Origin of the sequence: Streptomyces sp. NPDC006463, from assembly GCF_042870715.1 — a bacterium.
Lineage (GTDB): Bacteria > Actinomycetota > Actinomycetes > Streptomycetales > Streptomycetaceae > Streptomyces.
Window position 1 is genome coordinate 228236 of record NZ_JBIAHP010000009.1, and the last position, 10760, is coordinate 238995.

Annotated in this window: 12 protein-coding genes and 2 tRNA genes; 13 read left to right on the forward strand and 1 reads right to left on the reverse strand. The window is 71.3% G+C overall.

The window, feature by feature from the left end:
* The first annotated feature begins 7 nt into the window (after window positions 1-7).
* From proB to ACFYOB_RS18535, 5 genes are all read left to right on the forward strand, one after another.
* Window positions 8-1135: a glutamate 5-kinase gene (proB, locus tag ACFYOB_RS18515; protein ID WP_388560904.1), complete on the forward strand. Its 1128-nt coding sequence runs from the start codon at window positions 8-10 to the stop codon at window positions 1133-1135.
* An 88-nt stretch (window positions 1136-1223) separates the two neighbouring features.
* On the forward strand, window positions 1224-1652 hold the full coding sequence (locus ACFYOB_RS18520) for a hypothetical protein (protein WP_388560905.1): 429 nt from the start codon (window positions 1224-1226) through the stop codon (window positions 1650-1652).
* 137 nt (window positions 1653-1789) lie between these two features.
* Window positions 1790-3067 (forward strand): glutamate-5-semialdehyde dehydrogenase, encoded by a 1278-nt coding sequence (locus ACFYOB_RS18525; protein ID WP_388560906.1) that lies wholly within the window; start codon window positions 1790-1792, stop codon window positions 3065-3067.
* A gap of 77 nt (window positions 3068-3144) precedes the next feature.
* On the forward strand, window positions 3145-3696 hold the full coding sequence (locus ACFYOB_RS18530; RefSeq protein WP_388560907.1) for a hypothetical protein: 552 nt from the start codon (window positions 3145-3147) through the stop codon (window positions 3694-3696).
* A gap of 68 nt (window positions 3697-3764) precedes the next feature.
* On the forward strand, window positions 3765-4910 hold the full coding sequence (locus ACFYOB_RS18535; protein ID WP_388560908.1) for a hypothetical protein: 1146 nt from the start codon (window positions 3765-3767) through the stop codon (window positions 4908-4910).
* On the opposite strand, the gene ACFYOB_RS18540 is transcribed toward ACFYOB_RS18535, so the two are convergent.
* Window positions 4894-5970, reverse strand: a complete 1077-nt coding sequence (locus ACFYOB_RS18540) for a M48 family metallopeptidase (RefSeq protein WP_388560909.1) — start codon at window positions 5968-5970, stop codon at window positions 4894-4896. The two genes, ACFYOB_RS18535 and ACFYOB_RS18540, sit on opposite strands and share 17 nt — an antisense overlap.
* 140 nt (window positions 5971-6110) lie before the next feature.
* Between ACFYOB_RS18540 and ACFYOB_RS18545 the strand changes: the two genes are divergently transcribed.
* From ACFYOB_RS18545 to ACFYOB_RS18580, 8 genes are all read left to right on the forward strand, one after another.
* Window positions 6111-6278: a hypothetical protein gene (locus ACFYOB_RS18545; protein WP_376678424.1), complete on the forward strand. Its 168-nt coding sequence runs from the start codon at window positions 6111-6113 to the stop codon at window positions 6276-6278.
* Between the two features lie 62 nt (window positions 6279-6340).
* Window positions 6341-6958, forward strand: a complete 618-nt coding sequence (gene nadD / locus ACFYOB_RS18550) for a nicotinate-nucleotide adenylyltransferase (protein ID WP_328925689.1) — start codon at window positions 6341-6343, stop codon at window positions 6956-6958.
* Between the two features lie 25 nt (window positions 6959-6983).
* Window positions 6984-8654 (forward strand): LCP family protein, encoded by a 1671-nt coding sequence (locus ACFYOB_RS18555; RefSeq protein WP_388560910.1) that lies wholly within the window; start codon window positions 6984-6986, stop codon window positions 8652-8654.
* A 128-nt stretch (window positions 8655-8782) separates the two neighbouring features.
* Window positions 8783-9229: a ribosome silencing factor gene (rsfS, locus tag ACFYOB_RS18560; protein WP_328925687.1), complete on the forward strand. Its 447-nt coding sequence runs from the start codon at window positions 8783-8785 to the stop codon at window positions 9227-9229.
* Entirely contained in the window at window positions 9226-9882 is a 657-nt protein-coding gene (locus ACFYOB_RS18565; protein ID WP_388560998.1) for a histidine phosphatase family protein, read from the forward strand. Before rsfS ends, ACFYOB_RS18565 begins: the two co-directional genes overlap by 4 nt.
* Before the next feature lie 135 nt (window positions 9883-10017).
* Window positions 10018-10090 (forward strand) — tRNA-Ala (locus tag ACFYOB_RS18570).
* Between the two features lie 144 nt (window positions 10091-10234).
* Window positions 10235-10468: a hypothetical protein gene (locus ACFYOB_RS18575; RefSeq protein WP_008738908.1), complete on the forward strand. Its 234-nt coding sequence runs from the start codon at window positions 10235-10237 to the stop codon at window positions 10466-10468.
* Between the two features lie 132 nt (window positions 10469-10600).
* Window positions 10601-10673 (forward strand) — tRNA-Ala (locus tag ACFYOB_RS18580).
* Window positions 10674-10760 lie beyond the last annotated feature (87 nt).

Consider the following 10760-nt stretch of genomic DNA (forward strand, 5'->3'; position numbering starts at 1 on the left):
GACAGACGTGTCAGCGGCTAGGCAAGGTGTCGTGGACGCCCGCAGGATCGTGGTCAAGGTCGGCTCCTCCTCCCTGACCACCGCGGCCGGCGGACTCGACGCCGACCGGGTGGACGCGCTGGTGGACGTCCTGGCCAAGGCCCGCAGCGGCGGGGAGAAGGAGATCGTCCTCGTCTCCAGCGGAGCCATCGCCGCCGGACTCTCCCCGCTCGGCCTGCGCCGACGCCCCAAGGACCTGGCCCGGCAGCAGGCCGCCGCCAGCGTCGGCCAGGGACTGCTCGTCGCCCGGTACACCGCCTCCTTCGCCCGCTACGGCGTCCGCGTCGGCCAGGTGCTCCTCACCACCGACGACACCAGCCGCCGCGCCCACTACCGCAACGCGTACCGCACCCTGGACCAGCTCCTGGCGATGGGGGCCCTCCCCGTCGTCAACGAGAACGACACCGTCGCCACGGACGAGATCCGCTTCGGCGACAACGACCGCCTGGCGGCCCTGGTCGCCCACCTCGTCCGCGCGGACCTCCTCGTCCTGCTCTCCGACGTGGACGGCCTCTACGACGGCGACCCGTCGCTGCCCGGCACCACCCGCATCGAGGAGGTCCGCGGCCCGCAGGACATCGCGCACGTCACCATCGGCAGCGCGGGCAAGGCGGGCGTGGGCACCGGCGGCATGGTCACCAAGGTCGAGGCGGCGCGGATCGCGGCGGCCGCCGGGATCCCGGTCGTGCTGACCTCCGCGAGCCAGGCCGCGGACGCCCTCGCCGGCGGGGGTACGGGCACGTTCTTCCACTCCACCGGGCGGCGCTCGGCGGACCGGCTGCTCTGGCTCCAGCACGCGTCGACCCCGCAGGGTCACCTCGTACTCGACGACGGGGCGGTGCGCGCGGTCACGGAGCGCGGGAGCTCGCTGCTGCCGGCGGGCATCGCGGCGGTCGAGGGCGACTTCGTCGCCGGGGACCCCGTCGAACTGCGGGCCACCGACGGCCGGGCGGTCGCCAGGGGTCTGGTCAACTTCGACGCCAAGGAGCTCCCGCAGCTCCTCGGCCGCTCCACCCGAGAGCTCGCGCGGGAACTGGGACCCGCGTACGAACGAGAGGTCGTCCACCGGGACGATCTGGTCCTGCTCCAGGGCTGAGGTTAGGTAAAACCGCCGCACGGTGGCCCGTGGACTGGTCAACTGTGAGGGGCGGGCGGACACGCGCGGCGGAGACAGGAGGCGACTGGTGAGGCGAGCGCTGACCAGCGTCGGGCCGGGGGACGGTGACGGCGGCGAAGAGGGACGGGAAGAGGGAGGGGACGACCGGGCCGCGGACTCGCGCCTGTGGCACGTGACCCTGAGCGTCTCCGGCAAACCGGCGCCGCTGTCCGAGGTCCGGCGGGGGCTGGAACAACTGGCCCACGACCACCCCTTCCTGCTGACCAGCCGGTACGCCGACGACCATGCGGAGATCCGCTACTGGGAGGAGGCGCGCGACCTCCACGACGCGGCGGCCGTGGCCCTGCGCCTGTGGGGCGAACACCGCTCCTCGGCGCAGCTCCCGCCCTGGGAGATCGTCGGCCTGGAGGTCATCGACCGCGCCACCTACCACCAGCGGGTGGCCGAAGGCTACGGGCCACCCCCGGCCCACCCCGTGGGAGTGCACCCCTATTGACCGCGTACTGACCGCTTGACCGCGTACTGACCGCGTCGCTCGCACCGCTGCGGCCCCGCGCAGCGGCAGGCCGCGAGGCCGTCTCGCGGGGTGAAACCCCGTCGGCACGGCCACGGCCGGGGATTACCCTGGGCGGCATGACCTCGCTCGATGCCGCCACCTCGCCCGTCCTCGCAACGGCCCGCGCCGCCCGTACGGCCGCCGCCGCCATCGCTCCCCTCCCGCGGTCCGCCAAGGACACGGCCCTGCTGGCGATCGCCGACGCGCTGGAGGCCCGTACGGCCGAGATCATCGAGGCCAACGCCGTCGACACCGACAAGGCCCGTGCCGCCGGCACCAGTGAGACCGTCATCGACCGTCTCACCCTCACCCCCGAGCGGGTCGCCGCCATCGCCTCCGACGTACGGGACGTCGCCGCCCTCCCCGACCCCGTCGGCGAGGTCGTCCGCGGCAGCACCCTCCCCAACGGCATCGACCTCCGTCAGATCCGCGTCCCGCTCGGTGTCGTCGGCATCATCTACGAGGCGCGCCCCAACGTCACCGTCGACGCCGCCGCCCTCTGCCTCAAGTCCGGCAACGCGGTCCTCCTGCGCGGCTCCTCCTCCGCCTACGCCTCCAACACCGCCCTCGTCGCCATCCTGCGCGACGCCGCCCTGAGCGCAGGCCTGCCCGCCGACGCGATCCAGCTCGTCCCCGGCGAGTCCCGCGACTCCGTCCGCGAGCTGATGCGCGCCCGCGGCCTCGTCGACGTGCTCATCCCGCGCGGCGGAGCCTCCCTCATCAAGACCGTGGTCGAGGAGTCCACCGTCCCGGTCATCGAGACCGGTACCGGCAACTGCCACGTCTACGTCGACGCCCAGGCCGACCTGGACATGGCCGTGGACATCCTCGTCAACTCCAAGGCCCAGCGGCCCTCCGTCTGCAATTCGGCCGAGACCCTCCTCGTGCACCGCGACATCGCCGACGCCTTCCTGCCGCGCGCTCTCGACGCCCTCGCCGACGCCGGCGTGACCGTCCACGGCGACGCCCGGGTGCTCGCCGCCGCCGAGGGCACCAAGGCCACCGCCCTGCCCGCCACGGACGAGGACTGGGCCGCCGAGTACCTCTCCTACGACATCGCCGCCGGTGTCGTGGACTCCCTCGACGACGCCGTCGCCCACATCCGCCGCTGGACCTCCGGCCACACCGAGGCCATCGTCACCACCTCGCAGGCGGCCGCCCGGCGCTTCACTCAGCTGGTCGACTCGACGACGGTTGCCGTGAACGCGTCCACCCGGTTCACGGACGGTGGCCAGTTCGGTTTCGGCGCCGAGATCGGCATCTCGACGCAGAAGCTGCACGCCCGGGGCCCGATGGGCCTGCCCGAGCTGACCTCCACCAAGTACATCGTCACCGGCGACGGTCACATCCGGTAATCGAGGGCTGAACACGGTGTGGCCGGATTTCGGCGTACACCCTGCCCAAAGCAGCCCCCCAGGTCTACCCTGGTCCTGTGCCGGACGACGTGGGGGGCAAGCCGTTCCCGGACGACGGGGAGCCCGACGACGACCGCGGAGGCGCGGACAAGGACTTCGCCTCCGTGGTGTTCGACGAGGCCTTCGTCCGGAACGCCGAGATCCATGAACCGAGCGCCGCCGAGCGCCAGCGGGCGGCCGACCGGGCACGCGCGGAGGCCGAAGCCGCCCGCGCGGGCGCCGGCGGATGGACGGGCGACGACGACTACGACAGCTACGCATACGGCCACCCCGACGGGTACGGCTCCGACGGCGGCTGGGAGTACGAGCGAGGCAACGGCAGTGCCGGCGGTCCGTACGGGGCCTACGGCGGCAGTCTGCGCCCCTACCGCGGCCGCTCGCCGTGGCTGCGTCCCGTCGCCTGGGTGCTCGCCTTCGTGATGGGCCTCGGCATGGTCGCGCTCGCCTTCAGCGCCGTCTACCGCAGCGCTGCGGGCGAGACGGACCCCGCCCCGGCGCCCGCCAGCACCCCCCGGAAGGAAGTCACCGGCATCGGTGCGTTTACGTACCCCTCCGACCGCCAACCCTGAAGGTACGACCCCACTCGCTCACCCAGGAGCTGGGGGCTTCTCTGAAGCGGGGACAGCGGGGAGAAGCGATGGCCGTACCAGGAGATCCACCCAACGGCACCCCCGAGGGCATCGGCGGCGGTGACGACGACTTCCGGTCGGACGAATACCGCTCGGTGGTGTTCGACGAGGACTTCGTCCGGGCTGCCCGCCTTCAGGAGTACTCCGCGCAGGAACGCATGGGCGAGCACGCCCGGGCCGTCCGCAGCCGCTCCCTCTGGTCGACCGGCGGCTCCGGCTCCCGGACCAGTACCCCCGGCCGTGGTGCCCGGCAGGGCATGCTGCTCGTGCTGCTCATCGCCACGGCCTTCGCCGCCGCCGTCTACCTGGGGCTGCGCAACCCGTACGTGCCACCGCCCGGCGGTCCCGCCGAGCCGTTCAACAGCACCGTCGTCCCGCTCGCGCCCAGCTCCACCGTGCCCGGCGGGCGGCCCTCCGACCTGTACTCGAACAGCCCCGCCGCCGACTACCGCGTCGGGGCCGCCGGAATCACCCTGCCGGCCGTGCGCCGCACGCACCACTTCACCGACGCCCAGGTCGTCACCGCGCTGTCCATCGCCAAGGACTACCTGGTGCAGTCCTCGCTGGACCCCGACATCCTGGCCGGGACCGCCTCCCGGCCGGTGCGGGTCCTGCTCGACCCCGACCAGCTCGCCCAGTTCGACCGCAGCATGACCACGCCCTCCGGCGACGGCCGCCACGCGGCCACCGGCTGGCTGGTCCGCTTCGACCCGGGCACCGCCGTCGTGGCCGACTCCCGGGTCCGCGTGAACGGCATGCTCGCCTTCGAGGAGGTCACCCCCGACCTGCTGGAGGTCATCACCGACCACACTTTCGTGTACGCCGTACGCCCCACCACCGGAGCCCCGGCCGCGGCCGACGGCGCCTCGCTCTTCACGATCCGGCGCGAGCTGCGGCTGCGCTTCGACCGGGAGGACCTGGGCGCCCGGCGGGCGGAGCTGGTCTCGGCCTACGTGATGGCCGGACCGCAGGCATGCTCCAGCGACCCGGCCGCAGGCTTCCGCCCGCTCCTCGCCGGAGCCGGCCCGACCACGGTGGGTCCCGCCGCGAGCGACCCGTACGCCAGCGGCCGTCCGAGGCGCACGGCCGGACTGTGCGGCGTGCTCGCGCAGCCCGAGGGCCCCGTGGCGACCCCGGTCAGCCCTGCTCCGTAGCCCCGCCCTTGCCGTCCGGGCCACCGGCGGCACCCGTACCGGCGCCGTTGAACTTGTCGCGGAGCTTGCCGCCCAGGTCGCCCGCGCCACCCGCGATATCGCCCACCAGCTTCATCAGCGGATCCTTGCTGGTACGCACCGAGTCGGCGTAGTGCGCGGCGGACTGCCGGAAGGAATCGGTCACCGAGGTGTCCTTGTCCTCGTCCCGGCGCGGGTAGTGGCCGTCCATGATCCGCTGGAAGTCGCGGTTCTCCGACCACTTCTTCAGCTCGGCCGCCCGCACCGTGGTGAAGGGGTGCGTCCGGGGCAGCATGTTCAGGATCTTCAGCACGGAGTCGCGCAGATCGCCGCTCGCCTCGTACTCCTCGGCCTGGGCCAGGAAGGCGTCCACATTCATCTCATGGAGGTGGTTGCCGCCCGCGATCTTCATCAGCCCGCGCATCGAAGCCTGCACGTCCTGCCCCACCAGCAGTCCGGCCCGGTCTGCGGAGAGCTCGGACTTGCGGAACCACTCCCGCAGCGCGGTCACGATCGCGGTGATCGCCACATTGCCCAGCGGGATCCACGCCACCTTCAGCGCCAGATTCGTCAGGAACAGCAGGATCGTGCGGTACACGGAGTGCCCCGACAGCGCGTGGCCCACCTCGTGGCCCACCACCGCCCGCATCTCCTCCTCGTCGAGCAGCTCGACCAGGCCCGTCGTCACCACGATGATCGGCTCGTCCAGCCCGATGCACATGGCGTTCGGCTTCGGGTCCTGCTGCACGTACATCTGCGGGACCTTCTCCAGGTCCAGGATGTAACAGGCGTCGCGGAGCATCTCGTACAGGTGCGGGAACTGCGTCTCGCCCACCCGCACCGTGTCGGACAGGAACAGCAGCCGCAGACTGCGCTCCGGAAGCAGCCCGCTCAGGGCCTTGAACACCGTGTCGAAGCCGCTCAGCTTGCGCAGCGCGACCAGCGCCGAGCGGTCCGCCGGATGCTCGTACGCGCGTGAGGAGATGCCGGGAAACCTCCTGCGGTCCCGCGCCGGCACCTTCTCGAACCCTGTCTGCGCCATAGCGCCCTCCCCTGGATCGGCCTGACCGGACTTGCGTCTATCCTCTCCAACGCCTGAGTCGGCGTGAGCGTGCCCCAGGCCCCCGCATACGATGTGAGCGAAGTCTCCGCCCGCTCCCCGACTCGATAGGTACCTGCCTGATGAGCCTCTCCTCCACCGCCCACAACCTGGTCGTCCTCGCCTCGGAGGGGGCCGAGCAGCACGGCGGCAACCACGACAGCCTCAACCCCTACGTGACCGGCGGCGGCGCGTTCCTCATCCTGTGCCTGATGCTCTGGATCACCACCCGCCTGAACCGCGACCGCTAGGCCCGTGATTTAGCACTCTCGCCGAGGCCGCCGGTACCGCCGGGCCAGTAGGCTCTGCGCTCATGGGAGAGCAGGAGATGCCTACCGGTCCGGTCAAGCGCCGGCTCGGCGTGATGGGCGGTACATTCGACCCGATCCACCACGGACACCTGGTGGCCGCCAGCGAGGTGGCCGCCCTGTTCCACCTCGACGAAGTGGTGTTCGTGCCGACCGGCGAGCCGTGGCAGAAGTCGCAGCGGGCCGTGTCGCCCGCCGAGGACCGCTACCTGATGACGGTGATCGCCACCGCCTCGAACCCGCAGTTCTCGGTGAGCCGCATCGACATCGACCGCGGCGGGCCGACGTACACGATCGACACCCTGCGCGACCTGAAGGCGTTGAACGACGACGCCGACCTGTTCTTCATCACCGGCGCCGACGCGCTCGCCCAGATCCTGACCTGGCGGAACGCCGACGAGCTCTTCTCGCTCGCCCATTTCATCGGGGTCACCCGGCCGGGCCACGTGCTCACCGACGACGGGCTGCCCAAGGGAGGCGTCTCCCTCGTCGAGGTGCCCGCCCTGGCCATTTCGTCAACGGACTGCCGTGCTCGGGTCGCCAAGGGGGATCCTGTCTGGTACTTGGTGCCGGACGGCGTGGTGCGCTACATCGACAAGCGTGAGCTGTACCGGGGAGCCTGAGCTTCCGGAGAGAGGGGCCCCCGCGGTGAACGACCGACAGGAGCCGTACGACCCGTACGCCGCCCACGAGCAGCAGCTCATCGGCTACGACGCGTACGGGCGGCCGGTGTACAGCCAGGCGCCCGCGCAGCCCGCCCCCGAGTACGGGCAGCAGCAGTACGGCTACGACCAGGCCCAGGCCCAGGGTTACGGCCAGCAGCCGCAGCAGCAGTACTACGAACAGCCGGCCCACGATTACGGGCAGCAGCAGTACTCCCAGCCTCCCGCCGCCCCCGGCTACGGGTACGACACGCAGCAGACCCAGCAGTGGATCCCGCAGCAGATGACCCCGGCGCCGGAGGCCCAGCGGCCGCGGGCCCCGCAGGTCCCCGAACCGCGACGGCCCGAGCCCGAGCCCGAGCGCGAGCCCGAGCCCGAGCGCGAGGCGGGCCGGGACTACCGCACCGAGATGTTCGCCTTCATCGACCAGCCGGACGAGGACTCCGAGGACGTCATCGACTGGCTCAAGTTCACCGAGAGCCGGACCGAGCGCCGCGAGGAGGCCCGCCGCCGCGGCCGCAACCGGGTGGTGGCGCTGATCGTCGTCCTCGCCCTGTTCGTCGTCGGCGGCATGGGCTACCTCTGGTACGCGGGCAAGCTGCCCTTCCTCGACGCTCCCGGGCGCAGCAAGGCCCCCGCGGCCGCCGACGCCGGGGCACAGAAGCGCGACATGATCGTCGTCCACCTGCACAACACCAAGAAGGGCGGCACCTCCTCGGCGCTGCTCGTAGACAACGTCACCGCCAAGCAGGGCGCCACCGTCCTGCTGCCCAACACCCTCGGTGTCCCCGGCGCCGACGGGACCGCCACCGGCCTCGGCAAGGCCGTCGAGGCAGGCGGCCTCGGCACCCGCGAGGCACTCGACTCGGTGCTCGGCACGCACATCGGCGGCACCTGGCGCCTGGACACGCCCTTCCTGGAGAACCTGGTCGAGCTGGTCGGCGGGATCGAGGTCGACACCGACACCGCCGTCCCGGCCGACGACGCGGCCAAGGCCCCGGCCGTGGGCCAGGGCCAGAAGCAGAGCCTGAGCGGCCCGATGGCCGTCGCCTACGCCACGTACCGCGTCCAGGGCGAACCGGAAGCCAAGCAGCTGGAGCGCATGGGCAAGGTGCTGTACGCGGTCCTGCGCAAGGTCCCGAGCGACCCGAAGGCGGCCGCGCTCACGGTCGAGAGCATGGGCCAGATCCTCGACCCGGCCCTGAACGCGCAGACGCTCGGTGCCCTGCTGTCCCGGCTCGGCGCGCATGCCAAGGTGGGCGCGTACCGCACCGACGTCCTGGGGGTGAAGCCGGACGGCGGCCTGACGGACGACGCCACGAAGAAGGTCGTCAAGGAGGTCCTCGGCGGCTCCGTCAACTCGGCGCAGCCCGGCGCGACCCCGCGCGTCGGCCTCAAGGACGCGACCGGCGACGAGAAGACGCAGGTCGCGGCGCGGGCCGCGCTGCTCAACGGCGGCTACGACTTCGTCGACGGCGGCAAGGCGGACAAGACCGCGGCGGCGTCCCAGATCACGTACCAGGACGACGCCCAGCGAGACCGGGCGATCGAGGTCGCCAAGACGCTGGGGCTGCCGGAGACGGCCGTGAAGAAGGCGGAGAACGTGGTGAACGCGGACGTCGTGGTGATCCTCGGCAAGGACTACAAGGCGTCCTGAGGCGTATCCGGGCGCCCTGACCCGGCTCTGACATGCGCCTTCGCCCGCGCGGAACATTCCGCGCGGGCGGTGTCGGCGGTACATGAGACCCTTGTATGGATCTGCCCGCCAACCCGAAAGCATGGCCAGTGACCGCCACGGACCGCTCCATCGAGCTCATCACCACCGCCGCCCAGGCTGCGGCCGACCGGCTCGCGCACGACATCATCGCGTACGACGTCAGCGACGTGCTGTCGATCACCGACGCCTTCCTGCTCGCCTCCGCGCCCAACGACCGCCAGGTCAAGTCGATCGTGGACGAGATCGAGGAGCGCCTGCTCAAGGAGCTCGGCGCCAAGCCGGTGCGCCGCGAGGGCGACCGCGACGCCCGCTGGATCCTGCTCGACTACGTCGACATCGTCGTCCACGTCCAGCACAGCGAGGAGCGGGTCTTCTACGCGCTGGAGCGCCTGTGGAAGGACTGCCCCGAGATCGAGCTTCCCGAGGACGCCAAGCTCACCATCGGAAAGGCCGAGGAGCACGCCAAGCTGCGTGAGGCGGCCGGCGACGACGATCTGGACGGTGATCTGTTCTGAGTACGACCACCTCGGGCAAGTCCGGCAGGAAGATCGTCCTCTGGCGGCACGGCCAGACCTCGTGGAACCTGGAGCGGCGCTTCCAGGGCTCCACGGACATCGAGCTGACCGATACCGGAGTGGCGCAGGCGCGCCGCTCCGCGCGGCTGCTCGCCTCGCTGAAGCCGGACGCCATCGTGGCCTCCGACCTCCGGCGTGCCGCCGCCACGGCCGAGGAGCTGGCCGCCGTGACGGGGCTGCCCGTGGCGCACGACGCGGCGCTGCGCGAGACCTACGCCGGTGAGTGGCAGGGCCTCACGCACGACGAGATCCTGGGGAAGTACGGCGAGCAGTACGCGGCGTGGAAGCGCGGCGAGCCGGTCCGCCGGGGTGGCGGTGAGCTGGAGACCGAGGTCGCCGACCGCGCCGCGCCGGTGGTGCTGGAGCACGCCGAGCGGCTGCCGGAGGGCGGCACGCTCGTCGTCGTCAGCCACGGCGGCACCATCCGTACGACCATCGGCCGCCTGCTGGGCCTGGAGTCGTACTTCTGGGAGGGCCTGGGCGGGCTCTCCAACTGCTGCTGGTCCGTCCTCGGTGAGGGCGCGCGCGGCTGGCGTCTGCTGGAGCACAACGCCGGCACGCTGCCGGAGCCGGTGCTCGGCGACGACGACTGAGCGGCTCCTGCGCCGGTCGTTCGGCGGTCCCCGCCGGGGCTGCCACCCGGATTTCACTTTCCGGCTGGTCACAGGCTAGAGTTCTTCTTGTTCGCAGCGCAGAACACCGGAGACGGGGGGAGCGCAGCGGAGAGCGGGGCTATAGCTCAGTTGGTAGAGCGCCTGCATGGCATGCAGGAGGTCAGGAGTTCAATTCTCCTTAGCTCCACAATCAGGATCCCGTCCCCAACAGGGGGCGGGATCTTTGCTTTTGCCCCTTTTGCGTTTGCTGACCTGGCCCGCACCGGCATGGCAGAATCGGAAAGCCGGAGGGGGGAGACGACGGCCCGATGCGGGAGGGAGTCGCTGACGGATGGGTGCACACCGGCGCCGGTGCGACTGGTGCAACAACGGCACGCCGATCGTGCGGGACATGGACCCGGTCAACCCCGACTACCAGTACTGGTGCGAGGAATGCGCGCGGGCGCTGATCATAAAAGGCGACCCGATCGAGACGTACCGCGAGCTGGAGGGGGAGCCGATCTACGGCCGACTGCTCGACGAGCACTGCACGCTCAAGCGGTTCTATCAGTTCGCAAGAGCGTGACGGAATAGGTCAAATCGGGCATGGCCTGCGGTCGACGGAAATCGATTTTTGGACCAGGGCCATGACCGTGTAATGTTTGGGACGTCGCCAAGGGGAACCGGAAACGGAAGCCCGAAGCGGCAGGCAAGGCAAGGGGCTATAGCTCAGTTGGTAGAGCGCCTGCATGGCATGCAGGAGGTCAGGAGTTCAATTCTCCTTAGCTCCACAGTGAAGAAGCGGGGGGCCCCCGGCGGGGGGGGGGCGGGGAGGGTTGTCCACCGGGGGTTACGGGCCCGCGGGGGGGGGGCGGGGC

Excerpts from the sequence above, each read along its gene's own strand:
- ACFYOB_RS18575 (WP_008738908.1), top strand. The coding sequence starts at position 10,235 with ATGGGTGCACACCGGCGCCGGTGCGACTGGTGCAACAACGGCACGCCG.
- ACFYOB_RS18535 (WP_388560908.1), top strand. The coding sequence starts at position 3,765 with ATGGCCGTACCAGGAGATCCACCCAACGGCACCCCCGAGGGCATCGGC.
- ACFYOB_RS18545 (WP_376678424.1), top strand. The coding sequence starts at position 6,111 with ATGAGCCTCTCCTCCACCGCCCACAACCTGGTCGTCCTCGCCTCGGAG.
- ACFYOB_RS18540 (WP_388560909.1), bottom strand. The coding sequence starts at position 5,970 with ATGGCGCAGACAGGGTTCGAGAAGGTGCCGGCGCGGGACCGCAGGAGG.
- nadD (WP_328925689.1), top strand. The coding sequence starts at position 6,341 with ATGGGAGAGCAGGAGATGCCTACCGGTCCGGTCAAGCGCCGGCTCGGC.
- ACFYOB_RS18525 (WP_388560906.1), top strand. The coding sequence starts at position 1,790 with ATGACCTCGCTCGATGCCGCCACCTCGCCCGTCCTCGCAACGGCCCGC.